The 24,605-nt window shown below is 40.7% G+C and carries 24 protein-coding genes; 10 read left to right on the top strand and 14 right to left on the bottom strand.

Annotated features, from left to right (window positions below; genetic code table 11):
• The first annotated feature begins 384 nt into the window (after positions 1-384).
• Entirely contained in the window at positions 385-636 is a 252-nt protein-coding gene (locus tag ACWIB3_RS14520) for a hypothetical protein (RefSeq protein WP_185212532.1), read from the top strand.
• Positions 637-689: 53 nt separating this feature from the next.
• Here the strand turns inward: ACWIB3_RS14520 and ACWIB3_RS14525 are convergent, their stop codons facing one another.
• Genes ACWIB3_RS14525 through ACWIB3_RS14535 form a run of 3 tightly spaced genes read right to left on the bottom strand, consistent with a single transcriptional unit; the run spans position 690 to position 3,237 of the window.
• Positions 690-2,273, bottom strand: a complete 1,584-nt coding sequence (locus ACWIB3_RS14525) for a glycosyltransferase family 39 protein (RefSeq protein ID WP_454291957.1) — start codon at positions 2,271-2,273, stop codon at positions 690-692.
• On the bottom strand, positions 2,263-2,652 hold the full coding sequence (locus ACWIB3_RS14530) for a GtrA family protein (protein ID WP_185212530.1): 390 nt from the start codon (positions 2,650-2,652) through the stop codon (positions 2,263-2,265). The genes ACWIB3_RS14525 and ACWIB3_RS14530 overlap by 11 nt, the downstream gene beginning before the upstream one ends.
• 3 nt (positions 2,653-2,655) lie before the next feature.
• On the bottom strand, positions 2,656-3,237 hold the full coding sequence (locus tag ACWIB3_RS14535) for a phosphatase PAP2 family protein (RefSeq protein WP_454291958.1): 582 nt from the start codon (positions 3,235-3,237) through the stop codon (positions 2,656-2,658).
• 265 nt (positions 3,238-3,502) lie between these two features.
• Between ACWIB3_RS14535 and ACWIB3_RS14540 the strand changes: the two genes are divergently transcribed.
• A complete protein-coding gene (locus ACWIB3_RS14540; RefSeq protein WP_454291959.1) occupies positions 3,503-4,576 on the top strand; it encodes a tetratricopeptide repeat protein in 1,074 nt (357 codons plus the stop codon).
• Between the two features lie 38 nt (positions 4,577-4,614).
• Positions 4,615-5,148, top strand: coding sequence for a 5' nucleotidase, NT5C type (locus ACWIB3_RS14545; protein ID WP_185216735.1), 534 nt, complete (start codon positions 4,615-4,617; stop codon positions 5,146-5,148).
• 99 nt (positions 5,149-5,247) lie between these two features.
• Here ACWIB3_RS14545 and ACWIB3_RS14550 read toward each other — a convergent pair whose 3' ends face one another.
• The 5 genes from ACWIB3_RS14550 to ACWIB3_RS14570 all read right to left on the bottom strand — a co-directional run bounded on the left by ACWIB3_RS14550 (position 5,248) and on the right by ACWIB3_RS14570 (position 8,206).
• Complete coding sequence (locus ACWIB3_RS14550) at positions 5,248-5,703, bottom strand: Hsp20/alpha crystallin family protein (protein WP_185216733.1); 456 nt, start codon at positions 5,701-5,703, stop codon at positions 5,248-5,250.
• Between the two features lie 19 nt (positions 5,704-5,722).
• The gene (locus ACWIB3_RS14555) at positions 5,723-6,025 is read right to left on the bottom strand and encodes a hypothetical protein (RefSeq protein WP_185212525.1); all 303 of its coding nucleotides are present in this window, start codon (positions 6,023-6,025) and stop codon (positions 5,723-5,725) included.
• Positions 6,026-6,134: 109 nt separating this feature from the next.
• Positions 6,135-6,458, bottom strand: a complete 324-nt coding sequence (locus ACWIB3_RS14560) for a hypothetical protein (protein ID WP_214656435.1) — start codon at positions 6,456-6,458, stop codon at positions 6,135-6,137.
• A gap of 25 nt (positions 6,459-6,483) precedes the next feature.
• Positions 6,484-7,035: an RNA polymerase sigma factor gene (locus ACWIB3_RS14565; RefSeq protein WP_185216728.1), complete on the bottom strand. Its 552-nt coding sequence runs from the start codon at positions 7,033-7,035 to the stop codon at positions 6,484-6,486.
• Positions 7,036-7,972: 937 nt separating this feature from the next.
• Entirely contained in the window at positions 7,973-8,206 is a 234-nt protein-coding gene (locus ACWIB3_RS14570) for a hypothetical protein (RefSeq protein WP_454291960.1), read from the bottom strand.
• A gap of 134 nt (positions 8,207-8,340) precedes the next feature.
• On the opposite strand from ACWIB3_RS14570, the gene ACWIB3_RS14575 reads away from it, so the two are divergent.
• Together ACWIB3_RS14575 and ACWIB3_RS14580 are read left to right on the top strand one after the other, a co-directional pair.
• Positions 8,341-8,532 (top strand): CsbD family protein, encoded by a 192-nt coding sequence (locus tag ACWIB3_RS14575; protein ID WP_093097249.1) that lies wholly within the window; start codon positions 8,341-8,343, stop codon positions 8,530-8,532.
• Positions 8,533-8,735: 203 nt separating this feature from the next.
• The gene (locus ACWIB3_RS14580; RefSeq protein WP_368041466.1) at positions 8,736-8,951 is read left to right on the top strand and encodes a PLDc N-terminal domain-containing protein; all 216 of its coding nucleotides are present in this window, start codon (positions 8,736-8,738) and stop codon (positions 8,949-8,951) included.
• Here ACWIB3_RS14580 and arsC read toward each other — a convergent pair.
• The 5 genes from arsC to ACWIB3_RS14605 form a co-directional block, all read right to left on the bottom strand.
• Entirely contained in the window at positions 8,948-9,295 is a 348-nt protein-coding gene (gene arsC / locus ACWIB3_RS14585; protein ID WP_454291961.1) for an arsenate reductase (glutaredoxin), read from the bottom strand. The genes ACWIB3_RS14580 and arsC overlap by 4 nt on opposite strands.
• 1,203 nt (positions 9,296-10,498) lie before the next feature.
• Positions 10,499-11,638, bottom strand: a complete 1,140-nt coding sequence (locus ACWIB3_RS14590; protein WP_454291962.1) for a catalase family protein — start codon at positions 11,636-11,638, stop codon at positions 10,499-10,501.
• Positions 11,639-11,677: 39 nt separating this feature from the next.
• Positions 11,678-13,030 carry a Dyp-type peroxidase gene (locus ACWIB3_RS14595; protein WP_454291963.1) on the bottom strand — a complete coding sequence of 451 codons (1,353 nt, stop codon included), beginning with the start codon at positions 13,028-13,030 and terminating at the stop codon, positions 11,678-11,680.
• A 3-nt stretch (positions 13,031-13,033) separates the two neighbouring features.
• The gene (locus ACWIB3_RS14600; protein WP_093097237.1) at positions 13,034-13,585 is read right to left on the bottom strand and encodes a hypothetical protein; all 552 of its coding nucleotides are present in this window, start codon (positions 13,583-13,585) and stop codon (positions 13,034-13,036) included.
• A gap of 312 nt (positions 13,586-13,897) precedes the next feature.
• Entirely contained in the window at positions 13,898-14,989 is a 1,092-nt protein-coding gene (locus ACWIB3_RS14605) for a LytTR family transcriptional regulator DNA-binding domain-containing protein (RefSeq protein ID WP_454291964.1), read from the bottom strand.
• Positions 14,990-15,204: 215 nt separating this feature from the next.
• Between ACWIB3_RS14605 and ACWIB3_RS14610 the strand changes: the two genes are divergently transcribed.
• From ACWIB3_RS14610 to ACWIB3_RS14630, 5 genes are all read left to right on the top strand, one after another.
• Positions 15,205-16,155, top strand: a complete 951-nt coding sequence (locus ACWIB3_RS14610) for a cytochrome P460 family protein (protein ID WP_454291965.1) — start codon at positions 15,205-15,207, stop codon at positions 16,153-16,155.
• Positions 16,156-16,163: 8 nt separating this feature from the next.
• Complete coding sequence (locus ACWIB3_RS14615) at positions 16,164-16,637, top strand: hypothetical protein (RefSeq protein WP_454291966.1); 474 nt, start codon at positions 16,164-16,166, stop codon at positions 16,635-16,637.
• Between the two features lie 781 nt (positions 16,638-17,418).
• A complete protein-coding gene (locus tag ACWIB3_RS14620; RefSeq protein ID WP_313189122.1) occupies positions 17,419-17,757 on the top strand; it encodes a helix-turn-helix domain-containing protein in 339 nt (112 codons plus the stop codon).
• Between the two features lie 224 nt (positions 17,758-17,981).
• A complete protein-coding gene (locus ACWIB3_RS14625) occupies positions 17,982-18,377 on the top strand; it encodes a VOC family protein (protein ID WP_454291967.1) in 396 nt (131 codons plus the stop codon).
• A 124-nt stretch (positions 18,378-18,501) separates the two neighbouring features.
• Positions 18,502-22,782: an eCIS core domain-containing protein gene (locus ACWIB3_RS14630; protein ID WP_454291968.1), complete on the top strand. Its 4,281-nt coding sequence runs from the start codon at positions 18,502-18,504 to the stop codon at positions 22,780-22,782.
• 53 nt (positions 22,783-22,835) lie between these two features.
• On the opposite strand, the gene ACWIB3_RS14635 is transcribed toward ACWIB3_RS14630, so the two are convergent.
• Complete coding sequence (locus ACWIB3_RS14635; protein ID WP_454291969.1) at positions 22,836-24,605, bottom strand: RagB/SusD family nutrient uptake outer membrane protein; 1,770 nt, start codon at positions 24,603-24,605, stop codon at positions 22,836-22,838.

Raw genomic sequence — 24,605 nt, forward strand, 5'->3', positions numbered from 1 at the left:
AAAGCACCTTAAAGAACGTAAGTGCCCAAAAAAACCGTTTTTCCTGAAAATATTTTTTAAAAACTGCACAACAGGATTATTTTAATCGCCATTTGAACATAAATGGCCTATTATTTTTGTGGTCTTGTTCTGGAAATATTGTCTCCGTATAATAATATTGCTTTTTACGGAAAACCGTAAAATTTTTATTGATTTAAACAATATATTCATAACCCACAATTACCGGATATCGTTTATTAATTATTGATTATTATGAAATATTTTTGCATTCATTGTGGATATTGGTCTTTTGTGAAAGAACATTTAAAAATGCGTGAATGTCCGAAAAAGCCATTCTTGCTCAAGCTAATTAATAAACATTGTTCAACTAGATTTATTTAATTCATGAATTGGAAGAAAATCCTTTTGGGAGAGATTCTGGTATTGGTTCTTTTGAAAGCGGGAATCTTGCTCAATAACCTTGCTGGAAATACTTGGTCCTTTATTATCGGAATAGGTTTCCTATTGATCTGTATAACCCTGTTCTCCTATGCACGTTTCAAAAAGCTGGAACAGCCAGATCTTGTTACTGCATTATTATTGACCATTATCTATATCCCGATGACCCTGATCAATTCTTGGCGGTATATCTTTTAAACAATTATATCTTTATATTTTAAACCAAAGGTTGTCATTTATGGCAACCTTTTTTATTCTTTGTATGACATAGGATGTCGATTTCCAATGGTTTCTTTGGCTGAGAAGAGTTGGTATATATACCAATACCTCACGGCTTGATGACTTCGTTCCTGCACCAAAACCTTTCTCAATTTTATTTCTTTGAATAGATTGGAATATTGATTTTCAACGGAAATATAATTATTGGAGGGAACAATAAAGTAGGCATTTTCACCCTTTTGTATAGGCGGAATCGACAGGTTTATCCAGGCATATTTATGGATGTCCGTCAGTTTTCCTTCAGCTATCATGCGCATTTCCATTGGCCTTGCCAAATAGAAGTATAAGTGGCCAGCGGGGAACCATTTATCTACCAATAGTGCATCATGGATGGACATTTCACCTTTGCTGATATCTTCTGTCCTTAACGCTTCAAATTGGCCCTTTAAATCCTTCCAGCCCATCATGTCAAGCGTAATATCTCCCTTGCCCAATTGATCGTTTGTCGAATTTGAAAAAAGGTTGCCGGGATAGAAATTGATCAGGAGAACCCCAATGGCAATGATAATAAGGGTAAAACTAAGCTGAAAATTTAATAATTTCCTGATTTTCGAAATCCTGTTAAGTATGATCTGTTGGTCGATCCACATGCTGCTTATTAGCATAATCCCAAAGAAACCTGGACCACTCCAATGTGGCAGGGCTTGTCTGAACAGGGAAATTGCCGTAGTTGCGCCAATTATCGGTAGGGAGGTCAGTAACAAGAGGTAAACTATATCTTTTGACAGCCCTTTTATCTTAAACTTATCCTTGAATAAGGAAAAAAGGACAAAAACATACATATAGATCAATAGGGGATTATTATAGAAGATCTGTCCAAAAATCGCTTGGGCAAAATAGTCCCATCGGATTCCCGAATCTAAGTAACTGATGCGCTGACTATGGAACTTCCAGGTGATAAAACCATATTCTTCATTCCAAAGCCAAATGGGAAGCACACAGATCATAAAGAGACCCATCCCTAGGTAGAACGATCTATTTTTGAGAAATGGTCTTTGGAAAAGGAGGATATAGGAAATAAAACCTATACCTAAAAAAATGGAATGCACCTTACTCATGCAGGCTAATCCTAGCCATAGACCTAGTAGCAGAAATTGATTGCTTTGCTTATGTGGGTCTGTTGTGGTCAAAATCACTACCATACTATATATGGCAGCGATCCAAAAAGTATTTGCTATGGAGTCTGGTAGGATAAATAGGCCGGAAATGATACTGGAATAAATGGATGCCGTGTACAGGACGGCCGCAATCAATCCTGCTCTTTCGCTCATCAGATGTCTCGCAATTCCTGCGATTAACCAAGTGTTGAAAGCCGCCATGATGATTGCTCCAAAACGCATGGAAAAATCATTGACCCAATGAAGGTTAAGCGTAAAAAAACGGATCAAAATACCAACCATAGGTGGATGGTCAAAGTGGTTCCAATCTAAGTGTTCCGCATAACTGTAGTAATAGACTTCGTCATTGCCCAGTTCGATAAAAAGAGCAAACAGGCATCGCAAGATGCTGCTAACAATGATTAGCCATCTCAGTTTAATCCTGTATTCATTTTCCATTGTTGAACGTAAAGAGAAGGTTGGCAGAAAAATTCCAGATGAAAACTATCCCAATAGCGAGGAGCTTACTGAAATAGAAGTTTAACTTTAACTTTTGGTGAAAAAGATATAGAAATGTACTGTTGAGTGCCAGTCCAATGCTGCTGATCCCTAGGAAATAAAGGAATTGTTCTAAAACCTGCGGGTTTTTGCTGGAAAAGGTCCATATCCTGTTCAAGATATAATTATTGACCACGGCTAATGAAAAACCGATGGCATTGGCGATGAACTTATTTATCTTTAGTTTTTCCTTGCAGAGCCAGGTGAAAAAGAAATCGATGGCCATTCCCAAAAGACCTACCGCCGCAAATTTGGCAGCACTCAGCGCTATCTTTAGCATAGATTATACTTTAAAGTTATTAGGTATGGAAAGGCTGAAGCCATTTTCACCATAATAGGAAACCAACAAACCATATAAACAGGAGAAGCTAATTCCCAATAAAGAACCAAACCATACGTCATCAAGGTAGTGCTGACCTAGGTAAACCCGTGAATAACCCGTCAAGCAAGCTAGCAGGAATGCAATAATGGCCAAATTTCTATTTTTAGAATATAGGGCAATACATGTGGCCAAGGCAAATGCCGAGGTAGTATGGCCAGATGGAAATGCGTTGTGGTAGGACATGGGCATCCAGGCCAAGGAATGAAAGGAGGGGTCATCATGAAGATTGAAACCCGGTCTATGGGTATGGAAGGTTCTTTTTAAGAGTGAACAGATCAATCCAGAGCCTATATAGGTTGCTGCAATTGCTACGCCCAGCCTTTTGGACCATAAAAAGAAACAAAGTAAGGCTAAGGCAATCACAAAGATTCCATCGCCAAACTGTGTGATGACCGTGAAAAAATAATCGAAAAATAAAGAATGCTTGGAATTGATAAATAAAAATGACTCTTGTTTCGGAATTGAAAATACAATGCAACTCAAAAAAAAGTACCAGGTTAAAAAACAATTATAAAAATACCTGTTTTCATGGTAGAGTTTTAGGATACGTTTCATGAGGTTAATTTGCTTTGATCTTTAAAACATAAAATTATGGTTGAAATATTAAGAAAATGTTATCACAAATACTTAACTTCATTAAGTTTCTATTAATAAATAACCGCTGTTTAATGACAGTTCAGTTTAGGGGCTGAACCATTTCGAATTCTTGGGAAATATCTTTACTTTCAACTACTCTTAATCAATTATTATGAACTGCAAATATTTTGGAGGCATTCCAAACATGTTCCCTAGCAAGTCCTTTCTGCTTTTCTTTCTGTTTTGCTTGTTTTTCCAACCGATCAATGCCCAAGAGAATCGACTGATCGGGCGTTGGGTCCTTGATTTTGTCACCGATGCCAATAAGATGATTTCCGATATACATTCGCCCTTGTTTTCCAATGAAACCATTTATGAAATATCAAAAGATGAGTTAAAAATCAACGATCAACCATTTAAGGCCAGATATGATGATCTCAAAAATATTGATATGGTCCACCGATCCCTTTTTTATTCTTTTGACTCAGATTACCTTGTGATACAAGAGCGTGGCGACCCTGATCATATCTTTTATTTTTTGAAAGACTCCATATTCATAAAAACATATCCTGAATTTCAGGCAAAATATGCAGAAAGAAACGGTGAGAAATTATTGATTGAAGATACCTTTAACAAGGTGAGGTTTACCAGCAATATGGATTTTGCAAGCAGTATGGCATTTTATTCCTCGGAACTAAAAAAGAAGTCAAGATCCGAATTCTTTTGTGAAATTGAATTTGTACTGGATACGAATAATGTAATCAGGGATGTCGTATTTCTAAATCCAGTTGACTTAAAACTGGAAACCGATCTCAGGAAAGCACTGAATAAGATCAGTGGTTTTTTCTTTAACGATTTTAAAGAGAATGTTCTTGTCGTTCAAAGGATCCATTATTCGACTTTCGATAAAAAAGATGTCGGAAAGGAGATCAAGGATGCAATTTCATCGTTCCAACTAGGGGATGACTTATACCAAGAAGGAAAATATGAAGAGGCCTTACCTCATTTAGAAAAAGCGATACAGGTTCCTGTCAATCGAAAACAATTTTTTTACTATAATGATTGCCTTCGAACCTTGGGGATCTGTTATCTGATGCTAAATAGGGGCGAGGATGCCTGTAAAGTTTTTAATGATTGGGGAGACAGCTCAAATTTTAATGTCCGTAATTATTTAAGGTTCTTTTGTAATAATAAGGTAATTCCCGAACCTCCTGATAAAGAAAGATTGATCGAAAATATCAATTAGATGATTTTTCGGTATCAAATAATTTCATATCTTCCAATATGTCAACACGTAAAACTATTGCCATCGATATGGATGGGGTCTTGGCCAATAACATGGCGCATTATTTAGCTTATCATTTCCAGGAAACAGGAATCCGGATCACTGAAGCCGAGATCCAAGGAAAACCAGAAGCCGAATGCTTTGAGGACCCTGCTGCAGTCTACCGATATTTGGAGAAACCTGATTTCTTTAGGACCCTTCCCCTGAATCCTGATGCCCAAGAAGTGGTCAAGCGTCTGAACGATAATTTTGATGTGTATATCGTTTCGGCAGCAATGGAATTCCCTTGGAGCTTGGTCGAAAAATTTGATTGGTTACAAGAGCATTTCCCATTTATTACTTGGCATCAAGTGGTATTTTGTGGCAATAAGGGCATCATCAAAGCAGACTATATGATCGATGACCATATCTATAATCTACGTTCTTTCTCGGGTACAGGCCTGATATTTAATTGCTATCACAATATCCATGAAACTGGTTTTGAAAGATTGAATGGATGGAAAGATGTGGAGCGATACTTCTTTGGATCATAATCCTTTCTTCAGCGATTTCACAAGGATAATTTTTTATACAAAGGAAAGAGCAACCTCATCAGGTTGCTCTTTCTATGGTTCTATGTTATCTCAAGTCTACTAGGAGACCTGAACTTCCTGTGCCGGTTTTATTTTGGAAGGATCTTTCTGAAGGATTACCGTTAAGATACCGTCCTCAAAACTGGCATGTACATTCCCTAACAAAATCTCATCCTGCAATTGGAAAGCTCTTTCAAACTCACCTAATTGCTGTTCTTGGTAGATATATTTTAATCCTGGCTCTAATTCTGCAGCTTTACAGGTGATTGTCAGGACCTGGTCGGTTATATTTACCTGAAATTGTTCCTTCTTCCTGCCTGCCGCATATACCTGAACCTGGTATAATTCTTCATTTTCTGCAATATTCACTGGGATGTTTGCTTTTTGACTTCTGTTGAAGGGATTTCCTTCATTGAAAAAGTGATTTTGAAAACGGTCAAATTTTCTCTTAAAATTGCTTCGGCAAAAATTTTGCTGAGCTTCTGCGTCTTGGTTATATGTTTCTCTTCTGAACATTTTTATCATTTTTTATTAATTAGTAAATAGGGACAATGCTGGGTTTGCTCGCTCTGTTCACATATTGAACAGGAACTATAGCCTGTGGATTTGCAGTAAGGTAAGGACCGTTTATCGGGTCCTCAAATGCTGCCCTGTAGGCAGGATAGTCTGCATGCTTTCTACGTCTGCTGATTTTGGAATAAACCAAGGTTCCTATGGAAAACAAGATGGTTGTAACCAACAGTACTTTAAAGATTGTTCCGATCAGCAATGTTGCAATACCTGCTATGGCTGTTACTACAAGTAATCTTGGAATTATTAATTGAAATTTATTTTTCATGTTTTTCTTATTTTGTTCTATTTAAAGGCCTTTGATGTAGTAGACGCAGGAACCCATCCTTTTACCTTAAATTATTTTGAAAAATATTCAATTTCCCCCCTAGGCAAGCCTAAAATCCACATTTTGAATCAAAGCGGCGCTTCCATTCTTCCCGCAATCTTTCCTTTTCTTCCTCACTTAAGTCGGAACGATCTAGTTCTCTTTGTCGCATTTTACGGCCAAAGCCAGAACCTGGCTTTCCAAAGCCTCTACCAAATAGGAGCTTAGAAAGGATAAACAATCCGAGTGCCTGCCAGTAATCAATGGTTTTCAGACCGAATATCTCGGGCATCAGCTTGTTCCATAGAAATTGAAGCAAGGCAATGAGCAGGAAGAAGAAGATAACAATGGCTATTCCTATAAAGATCTTTTTCCCTTTTCTTTTAGTATTCATTGAGCTATTCATCGCTATTTTTTTTTTAAGATTTTAATTCATTATAGAGACCCCGCAACCTTAATCTAAGATGCTTAACCGCATAGCTTTTTCGGCTGATGATGGTCTTGAGGTTTTCATTTTCAAGATTTGCAATTTCCTGTAGGGTCATCTCTTCGATTTCATTAAGGATATACACTTTGCGCTGTTTTTCGGGTAGTTCTTCCAGAGCCTTCATCAGCTCGTCCCAGAAGATATCCTTGAACATCTTGAGTTCGGGATTGTCCGTTTCATCGGCAACCAAGAGATGTGCAATAGGGAAGGAGTCCTCATCGGCAGCTTCGGTAAGCTCGTCGAGCGATTCATCCTTCTTTTTTCGATAACTATCTGTGATTTTATTTCGGGTAACGGAATATAACCATGCCCCAGCATTTCCCAAATCTTCAATATTGGTAACCCTCGAGAATTGATACCAAACCTCCTGCAGGATATCTTCCGCATCGGCAGTCTTTTTCACCCGCGCCTTGACAAAGCGCAGCAACTGGCCGCCATATTCCTTGACAACCTCCGAAAAAGTTTTGGCGTTTTTTTCCGACATACGTTCTAGCTGTGCCTCGTCCATAAAGACAAAGACGAATCAAAAGAGTTTTTACTTTAAATTATCTAAAAAAAATTGAAATTCATCATTGAAGGGGCTTTTTTCATAAGGTACTTTCCTAGGCCTCGGGTCCCTCCGTTTTGCCATCCTGAGAATAAAATAATTGGACTAAAATTATCGGAAGGTGATGATACCATGTTGGAAATGAAAATAAATTAGCTCTTTTATTTTTTAAATATATAACCCCATAGGGGTTACATTATTTTAGAAAACATGGCAAGTTAGCCTGGAAGTAGCGAAAAACTATTGCTAAAATAATTCTGCCCTTCTAGGGCAGTATATCGTGGAAAAAGCTCTCCTTTTCCGGGTCATCCTGAGGAAAGAAGGGGCTCGGGACTAAACAATCATAAATATATTGGCGTACAGTTCCTTAACCTTCGGTTAAGGATGACAAGCGGTTTGTGAGAAGAACCGTACAGATTCCTCACTGATCGTTCAGAATCAACATGCGCTAGAGAGTGATTCAGAGTGCAGCGAAGAATCTATTTTAAATAAATAATGGATAATCCGGGACCCAGTGGAAAACCTTATCAGGTGGGTAGTGTAGCTGTAAGAAATTGTCTTGGTCCATCCTCTCATCCATTCCATCCTGGTTCAAACCACCCTTACATCCACAAAACCACCCTCCTCATCCATTCCATCCAAATAAAATGAACTATTTCCTTTCCAGACTGTTCACCCAATGAATACTACCGATAAATAAGCTCGCAAAGGCATTATGAAGAAATAGTATGGACAGCTTACCTTAAGGCAGAAATAGGTAAAATGTCTAAATAATTGACAGCTCCAAATTAATTTTGGGGCTGTTTCTTTAAATAAAAAAATGCAGGCCAAATACCTGCATTTCGAGGGAAAACTAATTAAAATTTCTTTTTGCTTATACGAAGACTCCGAAACTTTTTTGGACCAACTGGGCCAATTTATCTACTGAAATACTAGGTCCAGGATCTTCGGTGCTTGTCCATTCCCGTGTCGCTGGGTTATAGGACAGGATATAATTGATGTTATCGCCCTCAACCACATTGAATGAATGGGTCTTAGGGTCATAAGTCACGCTGAATTGAATCTCACGGCCTTCATGATGATATGCAAAAGTTCTGTTTAAATCCATGTAATTAAAACAAAGAATCAATCATTTGGTTTTTGCAATCTTCTCCTTGAATTCAAAAAAAATAAAACTATTTAGGTTTAGCATTGTTCCTTTTATACACACATATTTATTAATTCACTTAAAATAAAAAGCAAATGGATTCATTAGATTTAAAAGGAAGATGGAATATTTTAAAAGGAAAAGTAAAACAGCAATATGCAGATCTAACGGATGACGATTTATTGTATGTTGAAGGAAAAGAAGACGAACTATATGGTAAACTTCAGAAAAAAACGGGTAAAACTCGTGAAGAAGTTCAAACATGGTTAAGAGATTTGGATAAATAATATCCAAAACTCCTATAAAGGAAAATGCCCAGCCATACGGTTGGGCATTTTTCATTCTATCCTAATTGTATGTACTTATGCAAAGGAGTTAATGTGATGTTGTTCCATACAAAAGTAAGGCTATTCTTACTTTCTATAAATACCAGTTTTTAGGTAATTATTGTACAGATTTTTGTTAATTTTAACTAAATAAAATCCTGATTATGAATTTACTGTTTATCAATATTGGCTCTATCGAGATTGTTTTTTTGTTAATAGGAGCATTACCGTTTTTTTATACCCTATTTCATATTATCCACAATAAATCCCTAAACGTCAATCAAAAATATCTGTGGACTTTCATTATATTAATTGGAAGTTTACTTGGTATCCTTATTTATTGGTTATGGGGAAGGAAAAATGAAGCTATTGGAACTTAAGTTTTCAAGAGCTCAATGATCTTTTCAATTGGTCTACCGATTGCAGCTTTTCCATCCTTGACAACAATCGGTCTTTCTATGAGGACTGGGTTTGCAAGCATAATATCTATCCATTCCTCATCGGATAGGTTTTTATCTTTATAGTTCTCCTTGAATATAACCTCATTCTTACGGATCAAATCCAACGGCTTCATTTTCAGCATAGCTAAGATTTCCTTTAATTCAGCTTTTGATGGAACCTGTTTAAGGTATTCCTGAATTTTGATTTCCTCCTGTCCCTCCTGTAAAAGATTTAAAGTAGCCCTACTTTTACTGCACATGTTGTTATGGTATATCTTGATCATAATCTAAATTTTTTGAAAGCATTTATCATTCAACTCTTCAAAGTTAATCCATAGGATCTGAAATGCAGGTATGTATGTATAATTCTCTTCGTTACTTTTGAAGCCCAAAAGTAACCAAACCGACGAAGGAGCTCACGGATACCAATTCTCTTCGTTACTTTTGAAGCCCAAAAGTAACCAAACCGACGAAGGAGCTCACGGATACCAATTCTCTTCGTTACTTTTGAGGCGCAAAAGTAACCAAAACGCTTCGGCTCATTTAAGATGGCTTTTCGCACCATCCACTTCACATGAAAAGAATGCCTTGTTGTCGGGAATATCTTCCTTCAAAATTCTCCCTTTTGATGGAGAATTTTGAAGGAAGCATTCCAAGGCCAATCCCATCGCGCAGGACAACGGCATTCTTTCCATTTTTCCGCCATTGGAAATGAGCCGGGAGGCTAAAGGGCTTCCTCAGGAAGGTGAATGTTTGTATTGAGAAACCTCCAACGGGGGTGAAATGTTTGTAGAAATTAGATGTTTGTAATGGCGAACCCACAGTGGGGGTGAAATGTTTTTCTATACCTTTCCTATGTCACCATGAGGGTATCACCGAAGGGTCTCGGAACTATCCATACTTCACTTGAAATGGTTTTCTCATCTTACGATTTGGGGATGACAGGATTTCCAAAAAAAAACATCAATAGATTCTTCGTTTCACTCTGAATCCCTCTTTAGTGCATTTTGATTCTGAACGATCAGTGAGGAATCTGTACGGTTCTCCTCAGAAACTGCTTGTCATCCTTAACCGAAGGTTAAGGACCTGTATGCCAATACAACATGGATATGTATACATTGTTCCGAGATCCTTCCTTCGTCAGGACGACAGCAGGGGTACGAAGGTAAAGGGCATGTACGCCAATACCATCCGTAATTGATTAGGCCTGTAAAATTCCGAGATCCTTCCTTCGTCAGGACGACAGCAGGGGTACGAAGGTAAAGGGCATGTACGCCAATACCATCCGTAATTGATTAAGCCTGTAAAATTCCGAGATCCTTCCTTCGTCAGGACGACAGCAGGGGAGGAAAGAAGATGGAGGACCTGTACGCCAATGCCAGCCGTAATTGATTAAGCCTGTAAAATCCCGAGATCCTTCCTTCGTCAGGTTGACAATCACGTCCAAAAAAAACCGCGATAAAATCAATTTACCGCGATCTTAAAATCTACAAATTATAAAAGCTTGGGTCAAAAGCCTCTTTTAGGTTTTTAGGTTCCACTTTTTTCTTATGATTAAGGGCATGACGACTTGTTGATGAAGTGACATAGGCCTGTTGTCTGGTCCGTTGTAGATTGCCGATTGGGCTATTTTCCTCAATGGTCCTAAAAGGGGTAAAGGATAGATTTTCCATGATTTCAAAGTTGCCATCTGCGGGAACTTCCTGTTGAAAAATGCTGATCTTGGCTACCGTTTGAAAGGGCGAAAGCTCTTGATCCCATTCAACTGTCAGATCATTGATCGGCAGTTTGTCCAGATCATTGCAGAGCTGCACCTGCAGTTCAAAGGTCATATCGTTTTTAGCGATTTCCTTAATAATTGCAGAACGATAGGGCCAATCTTCGGATTCTATGTTCACATCTTTCTGTTGAACCCGCTGTTTGGTCTCCTCGGTAGGTTTTACCCTGACCTTAGCCATGTAATCTCCATGCCTTACTGCGCCCATACTATAGAATTCGTATAGAAAGCTATTGATGGCAGGGATCTTTTCAAAGGTTTTTAAGGCATTCAATTCCTTGAGCGCTTCCCAATTTGGAAAAGCCTTTTTATTTTCTGTGGCCCATAATGCGGCAAATTCCAGTTTACCTAAGGCGCCTTTTTCAAAGAAATCGGTCAGCTTAAGGAATAGCTTAGAGATAAAGACATAATGTTCAGCCGTATTGCAGAAGAATACCGGATTATTGATCAGGTTATAATCCATATTAGGGGAATTTACCTCGTTAGGTGCCAATTTTTCCCCTGGTATATCAAAGACCTTAATGGCCATACCTTGGGCATTGCCACTTAATTTATCTGGCAGGACCCTTGACGAGCCATTGGAAAATCGGATGACAGCTTCGTGCTTTCCAGGCTGTGAATATACGCCCTGCGCAAGCTCGGGCGGAAGATTTCCCAAGATTTCAAATTCTGCCTTTAGGGCGGCATAGCCATTGGCATGTGCATCTCGGGTATAATGGTTGATATTGCTCAGTTGCTTGGTTTCCTGGATGTAGTTTTGGATATCCTTATTGATGGTAGCCATATATTCTTCGAAATTCTCTGGGATTTCCTCCAAATCAGGGCTATATTTTATATACTCCTTGTTCATGTTCTATAGTTTAGCATTTTATGAATATTGTGTGATTATTTATGCCAGTTCACTGATCCATTTCAAGGCAGAAAGGCTTGGGATAAAACAATACGCTCCACCTTTTACGATGTTGTAGGTCTGGAGGTTGTGGTACCGTTTGACCATGGGATCAGCGGGGACAGTGAACAGTCCATCTTTTTGAACAGATATCAAAGGGTCGGTTTCGGTTCCCAGGTTTTGGGAATTCCCATCGTTTACCCATTGGGCTTGTAAGAATTCCATGGTACCCATTGCATTGGCACTGATGGCGAGGAAATACTGACCACGTTCCTTGCCATCATTCTTGGTAACCTCAGGAGGGACGATATCTCCAAAGGTGACGCTCTTTCGAATGATGCGGTGCAAGCGAACATCTTCCATCACAAAGTTTTTGGAATCCCGAGGATTCATCCTGCGGATGTGTGAAGAGAAAGGGCATTTCTTGCCATATTCATCGTGCTTGAATGAAAAATCATTGTTCTTGTGCATATTCTCGCCCAGTTCTTTATCATCCGCATCTGGACTTAGGACCAAGGGAGCTCCACTTCGCCAACGGCCTACTGTCTTTGCTGCCAATAGCTCGCCTTCCTCTGGACTATTGCTGTTCTCTTGGATAAACTTATTGAATTCAGCAACCTGGCTTTGGTATTTACGCACTGCCAGAAAAGAACCATTCTTTCCCAGAACTTCCGGTTGAGGAAAAGGAGCGATTACTCCAGCTTCACCCGGATAACCTAAGATAAATTCCCCCGCTTTTATCGGACGGTCATAGCTGGCGGGTAATTCAATGCCACTGCCCTCAATTTCCGGATTGCTGATGCCATCCCTGAATCCAAAGACATTTTTGACCTCTTCCGTTGCACCAAAATCATGCTGAAACAAGACCTCAATGTCGGATTTCCCCTCCAGCTCTTTCCTGAACTGTTGCAATAATTCTTGCCATGCGTCTGCAGAATCGGCAATTACGGCGGCAGCGACATGGATTTCCTGCTTAAATGATTTTTCCCAATGCTTGGGGTCATTGACATCCACATCCTTTAAGAACTTGGCTCGAGCGGCCATGCCTTCCTTGAACGATTCCGGAAAGGAATCCAGAGAGTCTTTCGGTAATCCCAGTGCTTCCAATCCTTTATAGGTAAAGGTTAAAAATACGGTAGCCCCTTCGTTTTTGTCCCAATCTTGGGCAGAATGCACCAAGGGTAGCACGGCCTTGATCATTTCCTTTCCCGCTTCGGGAGATTTGATTCGGAGGGCTGCCATCGTCCCATAATAGGGAATGGGTCGGCTACGTAAGATCATGGATTGGATATCCTCCAATTCAATTTCCACCTTGTTCGGATTAAAAATCCTTTTTAAAATCTCAAATGCCATAGCCTAACTTTTATTCGCTTCATCAATTACCTTGTTCAGTCCAGATACGATCTTGTCCTGCCTTCGGATATCGTTGACCGTTAGGTGTGGCACACCAACATACCAACCCGTTGCAGTAATCTGATGATCAATGATAAATTGTTTGACGCTTGGATCCTTGATGCCAGGCCAGCCTTCCACATTCCCAAAGATGATATCCATCAATTCCGGGATTTTGGTCGCAAAATCATCGATATATGCATCCCAATCGCCATCGTAGGCCGTACAGAACAGTATTTTGCTGTCATTGTCCAACAGGACAATCCGCAGGTCATGTAAGGTACCTACGCGTGTTGCTCCGCCAAGATTACCATCGGCAATCTCCATGATTTTCTTTAATCGCTCTCCACCACCAGGTTTTAAATCCGCAATAGCTGTCAGTTCAGACACACGCCCTGAACGAAGACCTTTTTTTCCTGCGGACTCAATCGAATGGTCATAACCATCATTGGCAGCTTCCTTGAAATTGGCAATAATCAGGTCTTTCTTTAGTTTCAAATCTTCTAACATACTCATCGTTTAATCATTTAAATTTTAAAACTCTGTTTCTTATCCTCTTCAAAAAAAACAGGTCAATTAATTAAATGTTTTAGAAAATACTTAGTGGTATTATTAAAATATTTGTTTAAACAATTAAAAAAAAGGATATAAACGATATTTACATAGATTTTCGGAAAGCAGGACTAAAGTAAGGGAACCTTAAAGATTAAATTTATTTTCTGGCCATGAATTTTTTATTTCTTTCGGTTCATGCGATTGAGCAATTGCAATTATATAGGAATTTTTTAGCAATATTTATCCTATAGAATGGCAACTTCGGGCAAATCTCTAACGATCTAACCACCTTTTAAATTCAGAGACCTTGTTCTTGCTAATAAGGATTGGGGCTTCACTTTTTGCCGTGGTTTCAATTCGCAGTTGATTCCTCCCATACACCCAGATATTGGAGATCGCTCGGATATTAATGATAAACTGTCGGTTGGCTCTATAGAAGACCTCTTGGTCCAGCTCATTGACCAGCTCATCCAAACTTCCATTGACGCTATAGGTGTTTTGATCAAATGTCCTTGCTATTATAGCATTGTTGTTCAATTCAAAATAGGCGATATCATCGGTATCCAAGGCAATAACCTCATCCCTGATATAGGAGAGGATACGTTTTCGAGTCGGTTTTTTATCGGAAAATTCTTGAGCGATATTGTTCTTTACTGTTTCGAGTTGCTGGTTCATGATCTGTAGGGTATTCACTTGCATGTTGAGTTCTGCAATCTCAGCCTCTTTTTGCTTTTCGTAAGTCCTATAGATCAAGCGGATCAATAGGAAGGAAGAGAGGCTAATGAATAAAGTAAAAAGAATTCCACCCACAACAAATTTTAGGAATAGATCCTCTAACTGAGCCTGAACTGCAGCAATATTGGCATGGCTGGCCAGCATCCAATCTGTTCCCTGAACTGGGTAGACACTGACTATTTCGGAACTTCTTTGGCTATCCGAGGGGAATTCCCGGGTGCCGGAGCGTTCCTTTCCTTCCTTCAAGATCTGGCGAAACGAATTCCGTTGACCGGCTATATTGATGGAAGAATTTGAGGCGTCGATCTTTTGTCCGATCAAGGATGGATCGGGGTGGCATAGCTCAATGCCTTGGGTATTATACATGCAGACAAATTCACTCTGCACATCCGTGTTCAGGATGCTTTTCTGAAGGTTCGCAATCACCGTTTCCTTTGCAATCCCAGCATGGATCTGTTGTTCCAACAAAACGCCCAGTTCCCTGATTTCTCTTTTACCGGCACTTTCTTTCTGTTGCAGCAAGGAAGTCTTAGCTTCTTGGTAGTAATAGCTCAATGAGGCCGCAGAAGCCAGAAAAGCCAGCAAAGTTAGGCCTATAAATGTCCATAAGTAATGTTTGGAGCTTTTCATTTTATTTGTTGAGACATTCAAATGTATAGCTTTTGTGAGGGAATCAAAAATTCCTGCACTTAAACCTGATTTTAATACTTTCCTTCACGGATCTGGATCCCCTTCAAGGCCAAATATTCACTTTTAGCTTCCATTTTATCCCTTTCAAGCTCATTGAAGCGGCATTACTTCAGGTTTCAAGCTAATTTTGAGCCATGAACCATCAATCAGTTAAGATGAAAAGATCACTTTATGTCCCCTTGGTTTTATTTGCGGGAATCATTGTTCTGCAATTTTTGCCCTTTGTAAGAGCGGATTCGGTACAGTCGGATCCAGCAAAACCACTGTCCGGAGTTCCGGAGGAAATCAATGCTATTTTAGAAAAGTCTTGTTTTGATTGTCATTCCTCCCAAAGCAATCTCAGTTGGTATGATAAAATCGTACCCTTAGATTATTTTGTCAATGGCCATATCGCAAAGGGTAGGGCGGCAATGAATTTCTCAAAGTGGGATTCCTTAGAAATCCCGGCCAGGAACAATCTCCTCTATTACAGCTTGAATAAAATATTGGAGGGTGAAATGCCACTGAAATCTTATAGCTATATACATGGGGACAACAAACCCTCAGAGAATGATATCGCAATCCTAAAAAGGTATTTGACTGAGCGTACGCCTAGGAAAGCATTTGATCCCGCACTGGTTTTAGATAGCAACAAAAACCTCCATTCCCCAAAAGCGGTGGAAAAAATGATTGTTGCAGCGAATGCCAATGGAATCGAGTATATTCCTGAATATAAAGATTGGAAGCTGATCAGTTTTTCAGATCGTTTTGATAATGCTACGATGCGGCTCATCTATGCCAATGATATCGCCGTAAAGGCCATTAAGGAGAATCGGGTTAAACCTTGGCCTGATGGAGCCATTTTTGCAAAAGCAGCATGGAAATCAAGGAGCAATGCGGACGGAACGCTATCAACCGGGGAGTTCTTTCAGGTGGAATTTATGATCAAGGATGCCCAGAAATTTAAAAGCAGCTTGGGTTGGGGCTGGGCAAGATGGCGGGGAAAAGACCTGAAACCGTATGGTGGAAAAGCGATTTTAACGACGGAATGTACCAACTGCCATAAACCACTCCAAGAAAGCGATTATGTTTTTACTAGACCTTTTCTGCTTAAGAACCTTAATTAAATCCTACCATGAAAAATATCCTATACATCTTGATTTCCTTCTTGTCTGTCCTTCAAATTAGCTGTAAGGACCATGCTGATCGTTTGCTGAACCGAGAAGCCTCCATAATAAGTCTTGGGAAACTGCCTGAAAACCCTTTGCTTTTGCATGCCTTAACCCTTTCAAATAATCCAAAGGACAGCTGTATGTCGGTAATTTATGCCAATGATTTAGCATGGCAGGAAATAAAAAATTCAAATCGACATAAATTTCCTGAAAAAGCTAACATTTATCAAGTATCTTGGGCAGTAGAAAATGACAAGGAATGGTTCGGCGCCCTAACGCCCAAAAGAATAGTACAGGTCGAACAGGTTGAATTCCTTAAAGATTTTAAGTATCAGTACCGCCAATATCGGGAGGAAGATTTAGATTCTAAATCAGAGCCTGGAAAGAAAAATAGGGCCGAAATAATACTTGAAAAACTGAAAAACTTAGAAAAATAATCCTTCGATAAAAAATTTCAATTTCCATCAGAATTTCTTGGTCTCATCCCAGTCTCATTCGAGACACATTCCGAATTTTCCGAATGTGTCTCGAATGAGAGTAAAACTAAGTCAAAATAAAATGTCTGATCAAAAACCAATTTTAAATGAAAAATTGCAACGCATCAAGGAAAATTCCATTTGTTAATTGAAGAATTCTTCCTTTTATCATTCCCTGGACCAATCAAGTATATATTCTGAAATTAATAGTCATTTCTAAATTGCCCATCAGAAGAAATTGCAGCAATAAAGTTTGAGCAGCTATTAATTGTTTAAAAAATTTAAAAAAGATATTTAAATAATATTGGAGAATTGGTCAGCATAACTTTGGGCCGTTTTGGCGCAATGGATATGAGTAAAAATCAGCATTCGTTTTGTTTTATTTACCGCTATTATAGACATAGCTATTTGTAGGAGTATTCCCTGATCCAAGAGCTGCAGGGTATACTGGGTTTTTTTTGGCAAGTCTCTCAAGCATCGCTTGGGTATTGCAGTCAATAATATCGATTGATACCTAGGTTCGATGGGCCAAATGGTTGGAAATTAATATACTATCAGGTAGCAGCATGCAGAAAAGATAAAGTAATTGCTGCAATGATAGCTGAGTCCAATAAGTACTTAATACATTTATTTCAATTTCTTAACGTAAAAGCCACGCAATGTGTTTAATTAAAAATTAAATTTGGCCCATTAGGATAGAGTAGCGAGGGGTTAGTACATGATAGTAATCAAATCATAATATATGAACGAAAATCCATCCAGACCAAGATTCAATGAATTGCTGCGGGTGAGAAGGTTGTTGGAAAAAATGTATGAAACGTTAGTCGATCATACCGAGATTTCCCGAACAAACAGTGAATTTTTTAAAAGTGCCCAACTTTTTAACTCCCAAACCAAAAACATTAAACCAATTCCTGATAACTCACTTATTGATGTTGATGATCTGATTAAACTGCTAAAAATAAGTAAATCAACCTATTATAGGATGAAAAATGACCATATTATTAAACCCATTAAAATCGGTGGAAGAGATTATTTTACAATTGAAGAAATCAATAGATTGCTGGGAAGAAAGAGATAGGAGATGAAAGGATAATTTTATTATTAAAAGTGGCCATTTTTTTATGGCCATTAATTTAACATACAATATTATTTTAAAATGAATTGAAATAATGCCAAATTCTATGATTCTTCAATGATTTGTAGGGGTATAAAAAGAATTTTCTTCAAAAAACAAATATCATCCACAGCTGTTTCCTCAAATAAATGCATTAAATTAGTTTAAGCTAACCAAAACACATCGCTATGAAACTCAACAATATCAGGTTAATGGTCAGGGACTTTGACAGTTGCTTTACATTTTACAAGGAGACTTTAGGTCTGGAATGTGCACATGGGGATGTGGGGGAGGTTTACGCCAGTTTTAACATTGGGATTCCTGGGGGCTTGGCGCTGTTTAAGTCGGAGTTGATGAATATGGCCTTGGGCATTTCGGCGATAGAGAACAGGCGTGGGTCGAATGATCAATTTGCCATGATCTTGGAGGTTGATGATGTTGATGCATCTTTTGAGGACTTAAAGAAGAAGGGCATTGATTTTATTACGGTTCCCATGGATATGGATGACTGGGGGATTCGGGTTGCCCATTTCCGCGATCCTGAGAGTAACCTTATCGAAATCTATACCGAGCTAAAGGGTTAAATATTTCAGAGCTTTTCATAATAGGATGTTGGCAGTTACTTCTTTTATAAATTGACTACTGCTAGCTATTGCTATTTCTGCATTTCCTGCGGAAATTTAAGGGATATGTCTTAACGATTCCGATATGAAAGCTGCTGAAGCAAAGTCAGTGGCAAGTCCTGCCAAATCGAGCAGCTCTTTTTTCTCTAAAGGGGCTGAATCTTCATTTTTTTGCGATAGTGCTACCCATGCTGATTTCTTTCAGAGGAAGTCGGAGAATTCTTCTTTTTTTGTACAGCCGAAGTTGAATGTTTCTGAGCCGAATGACCGGTATGAGAAGGAGGCCGATGCCACTGCAGATCGGGTAGTGCAAAAGATGGAAGAGAAGGAAAACGCGGGAAATAGAAGGGAGGAGCAGAAGCCTTCGATTACGCCATTGGTCCAGAGAAAATGTGATCAATGCGCGCAGGAGGAAAAAGTACAGCGTAAGGAAACAGGGAATGATGAGGTTCAATTGAAGGAGGAGGAGAGGGATAAAATCAAGCGGAAAGAGCAGGATCGGGAGGATAAAACGCTTCAGAAACAGGCGCATGCTAATGAGAGCCAGATGAGCGTAGTCCTGGAAGATGGGAAAAGGCGGGAAATGAAACTGCGGCCTCAAAATCGGCGAACCTTAAGGAACAGATCTAGACATCAGCTTCAAAATGAATCCGAGGTTAGAAGAGCGGTATACTTGGAACGTAAGGCTGATGAAAGGGAAAGGGATAATACGGTGCAGCGAAAGGCTAACAGCCTGAATGCATTCAGGAATAAGGCTCAGACGTCAGTAGAGAATAACCTATCTGCTTCAAAAGGTGCAGGACGTCCATTGCCAGAGACAATATTAAGGCAGATGGAAAAATCCTTTGGGGTTGATTTTTCGCAGATCCGGATTCATGATAATAGCATGGCGGTTCAAATGAATAAGGATCTGCATGCGCAGGCCTTTACGCATGGAAATGATATTTATTTCAATACAGGTAAGTTTGATGTGAACAGTCATGCGGGCATGCATCTCTTGGCCCATGAACTGACCCATACCATACAGCAGGGCGGGGCAAGACCGAAGCAGGTGCAGCAAAAGTCTGCCCATACTGCTGGCCCTAATCCAGCGCATGCGGCAGTAAATCCGAGTTTGAGCAGTACGGAGAAGAAAATTGCCAAACAGGATGAGGAGGATGGCTTTTTAATGGAGCAGGCCAAAGAGGCCCTTTGGTCCCTGCTGAGGGAGGCTTCGCCTGAGGTCTACGACATATTTAGGGTACAGGGTTTCAGCAATTGGGCGAAGGGGAAAGTAGCCGACTTTGTGAACAGCACCGTGAATACCTTTAGTGAACCGATTCGGTTGGGAGCTTCCATTATCAGTCTGATCAAGACCAATTTCCATCTTTTCAGGGCTTGGATGGTTACGGCCATTGAGCGCTTGAAACAGGGGGACTGTTCGCCATTTGTGGAAGCGACAGACTTTATCAACAATATATTGGAAGGGATTGCAGATCCCGTTCTCGATAGGATCAAGACCTTTTTGGCTCCGATCAAGCGATTTATCGACCATGTATGGAACGATATCGGGAAGCCGATCTGGGATTTTGTCTCCAGGATCTTCGGCAGGATCTGGGATGGTATCAAATGGGTAGCGGAAAGGATATGGAACCATATTCAGACCGTTATTTCGGTCTATGCGGATATATGGCATTGGTTTGCAAGGGCGATAGGTTTTGAAGGTGATGATCAGGATAGTCTTTGGGAACAGGTAAAAAGGAAGGTCCTGAGTCTATGGGAAGAGGTGAAGCAAGCCTTGGAACCTTATAAAACCCAATTGATGATATTGGGTGGCATTATTCTGCTGTTATCTCCTGCGGGGCCATTTATTGTTGCTGGAGCTATGATAACCGGCATTATGTATGCGGCTTCAAGGATCAGGCATTATATCATACATCGGGATGCCATCATTCGAGAAAGAGGTTTTATCAATGGGGTATTGATTCCGGGCCTGTTTCAGGCGATCCAAAGTTTGAGTACTTTCTTGCGCGCTAAGATCGCAATGATCAGCGGTACTTTGCATACGGCAGTAATTTCCTTGCAAAGTATCCCGCAGGATGTTTCTGCCTTGATGCTTACGGCTATCAATATGGCGGTGAATTGGTTGACGGAAAAGTTTGTGGAGTTGGAAGCATGGGCGAATGTACAGGCTACCCAGCTGATCGTCAATCTGCAGCTTGCCTTTGCTCGGATCAGGACATTCTTGCAACCGATAACGAGAATATTGGCCAAGATAGGCCGTGCGATGACCAATTATATTCAATTGGGATTCTTGATCTTGGATGACCTCTTCCATAGGATCCCGAAATGTATACGGGATAAGATAATTGCATTTTTTGTAAAATATATATTTAAGCTTATTCCATTGCTCCGGGAGGTTCAGGATGTGGAAGGTGCTTGGACCGCCATGCGGACCCGGTGCATGCTCATACTGAACATGATGTTTGTCCATGGAGATGTAAAGGGAGCATTATGGGAGGTATTTAATCTGTTGCTCGAGGTATTAAGGTTTCCAGCTGAGTTGGCAGTCAGAGTCTTCAATAAAGCCTTTGAAGTATTTGACAGTATCATCGAACGGCCTAGGGTATTCTTTGTGAATATGCTGCAGACGGCCAAGCTGGGCTTTATCGGTTTCTTTGAGCGTAAGTGGACCCATCTAAGGGAAGGTTTTACGACCTGGCTGTTTGATGCCGTCCAAGGAAGTCCGATCTATATACCTAGGGCCTTTAATTTTACGGAGATCTTCAGGATGTTGGGCAGTCTGTTCAGTGTGGGAATGGAAAAGGTCTATCGGAGCATTGAGCGGAAAAGAGGGGCAGAATTGGCCGCAAGGGTAAGGCTGTGGATCAGTAGGATCGGTCGTGCCGCCGGACAGGCCTGGAGTTGGGTTGTTGCCCTGCATGAGCACAGCTTGGATGAGATCATTACGATGATCCGGGATCGTGGAGCTGAACTGCTGCAGACCTTGGTGGATTCGGTTATCGACTGGCTAGTGAGCAATATTATCACCCGGGTAAGTACAAGGCTGGTCAGCATGTTGGATCCTACGGGTATTATGGCGGTAGTCAATTCCATCGTTACTTTTTACCGGGCAGTCGAAACAGCGATCGATAGGGCGAGGGAGATCTTGGAATTGGTAGAAGGCGTGCTGGACAATGTGGGGGAAGTAATGGCAGGTACCTTTATGAATGCCGCATTGCGTTTTGAAAACAATTTGCAGCGGGCCATACCGTTGTTCTTGGAGTTTTTGTCCAATCAGGTCAGCATGAGTCGGGTCGGAAGAAGGATTAGGGAAATGGCTACCCGAGCTGAGGAATGGATCGATGAGAAAATCGATTGGTTGGTAGACCGATTGTTGGCGGCCGGAGATTGGCTGGTTGACAGGGGTAGGGAAGCCATAGCAGCACTGGTTGGCTGGTGGACCGCGATGAAATCCTTCAGGGCCAGAGATGGTAGGGACCATGAGCTTTATTTTGATGGTGAAGAAGAGAATGCGACTTTGATGGTTGCCAGTAGAAGGGGTACCACATTTGAAAGTTTTATCCGTAATGTGCCTGTTGCCAATGACGATGACAAGCGAAGGGCACAGCAAGCGGCCTTACCTATAGCCCAGGAAATAGACCGGGAAAAAATGAACTTTATTCCGCGCACATTGCCTCCAGAAGAAAGACGGGCTGCCTTTTTAGCTAAAAAGGCCAGGTTGGATAGTCTGTTGAATAACCTTTCTGAACATGTCGCTATTTTGATCTCTGAGGGCGATCTGCCGGATGGTAGCTATGAAAATCCGATTGCAATCCGCTGGACCAAACGCGGGCATGTGCTTGCGATAACCGATCTGATTCCGAAAGATTCTTTATGGCGAAGTAGAGGCATGGTACCACCAGATCCTATAGAATCAGCGCCAGCTGATCGTAAGACCCGTGTGGAGCTTCCGCCGACCACGAGAAGGGGCTATAGTGGCAGGAATGAAATGCCAGGCGAAGGGACTGAGTTTATTATGATTGGGGTGGACAGTGAGAACTTTGTGCGGATAGGGGATAAATTGCAACGGAGTTCAACTTCAGGTTCGGGTGCCGAAAAGGATAGATTCAGGAGGTTGATGACAGAGAATTATCACTTGACCTTATCGGGTTATGATTTTGACCATGTTAAGGACCTAGGCTTTGGCGGACGCGATCAGGTTGCCAACCTGTGGCCATTGCAGAATGACCTGAATCGGAATTGGGGTAATTTTGTCTATAGGCAAACGGTCTCTTATCGGGATGCTGAAGGTAGGCCACAGGTTAGTACACCGATGGATCTAAGGAATAAATGGTTTGTTGTCAATGAAATTGGGGATATATAAAAAAAGTGGCTGCTAGATCTAGCAGCCACTGGAAAACGATAATTCATTTTATTTTACCAACCTGGGTTCTGTACCAGGTTTTCATTTTTTACGATGGCTGTAGCCGGGATTGGGTACAAGTATTGTTTGTTGTTAGGATCCCAAGAACGGGGCTGGGCCTTGAACCATTCCAAATGTTTGTCGGCAGTAAGTGTTTGGAAGTTGGTTGCCTTTCCACCGATAGCGACTTTAGCAACACCTGAAGGTACTGTGATGGATGGTCCAGATTGACTGCCATCATAGAACACAACATCCATCTTACCATCATGGTCTAAATCCATTAAAGTATTCAAGGCTGGCACATAGATACCCGTCCAAGGCAGGTTTGCCATCAATTCGCCTAATTTCCAACGCTTCAAATCATTGAATCTGAAACCTTCTAATGCAAGTTCTACCTGTCTTTCACGGCGAACCTCTAGCAGAATAGGGTCTGAAATCTTAGGGAAGAAGGTCTTTTGAAGGAATGGGTCGACTTTTGTAGGTAGGGCATTAGTCCCCCCAGTCACCCCTGCTCGAGCACGAAGTGCACCAATGGTCTTTTGCCAATCTGAAGCCGATAATTGCTTTAATTCAGCTTTTGCCTCTGCATAATTTAATAATACCTCTGCAAAGCGCATCAACGGGACAGCATTGGTATTGTAGCCACCATTGTCATAGAAGCTATCATCCAAAGTATATTTGATAGGCTGATAACCCGTATAGGTAAAGCTGCTGAAGTTGGGCGGAGCTGGAGCATCATTGCGTTTGTAACCGGGTGTACGGATCAACTGCGAAAGGCGATTGTCCCTGTTTTGGGTTTCCTCAAAGAATTCTTCAGTTTTGTAGTTAGCACGGTCGGTATATGGAGTTCCATCGATATTCAATATGCTGTTCACAAATTCCCTGGACAAGCTCAATCTAGGACCGTAGGTTGCGGAAGTCCACCACCAGTTGGCATCATTTAAGATGGCCAATTCCTTACTGAATGCTACCGCTAGCATAACCTCAGAGGTAACCGGCGTATTGCTGATAAACAGCTGCCTTTGGGATAATTTAACCCCTTGGGCAGTATTCAGGGAATAAGGACCTTTTGATATCAAAATATCGCCGGCATCAACTACCATTTTGAAGAAGTCATCTGGTTTTGTTGGTAGATCAAGTGCATGGTATTTACGGAAGGTCCCTTCGAATAGTGCCACTCTGGTTTTTAGACCAAGGGCAGTCCATTTGTTGATTACCGTTCCGTCGCCTGCGGTTTCAGTGATATTTTGGTAGGCATAGTCAAGGTCTTCCAAGATGTGCTTTACCACTACCTCACGAGAGTCCTGTTTTGCAAAAAGAACTTCTCTTTCATCTTGCGAGATTGGATGGTCTATCCATGGCACATCTCCAAATCGTACAACCATATTATAATAGAACCAAGCCCTGAAAAAGCGAGCCAGTCCGGTATAGTTATTACGGATCGTTTCATTAACCTCCTCACGGTTGTTTTTGACGATCATTTGGTTGATGTTCCTTAAGGTTGACCAAGACCATCCCGAACTTACTTCAGGAGAATAGGCTCCCTTGACCATAAAGTCATTAAGGCTATTGACCACAGAATAATCGGTCATGGCATCGCCCTTATAGGCATCTGAACCGGAGGTAATATTGTTGTAGAATGAAATACTGTAGGTTTTCAATCCGTTTTCGGTTCCAAAGATATCATCTTCGGTTGCGGTTGCTTGGGGCATTTCAGATAGTTCACAAGAACTGAACAGCAATGCGATAGCAGGTAGATATAATAAATTTCTTAATGTTTTCAT

This window comes from Sphingobacterium sp. NPDC055431 (genome assembly GCF_053644255.1).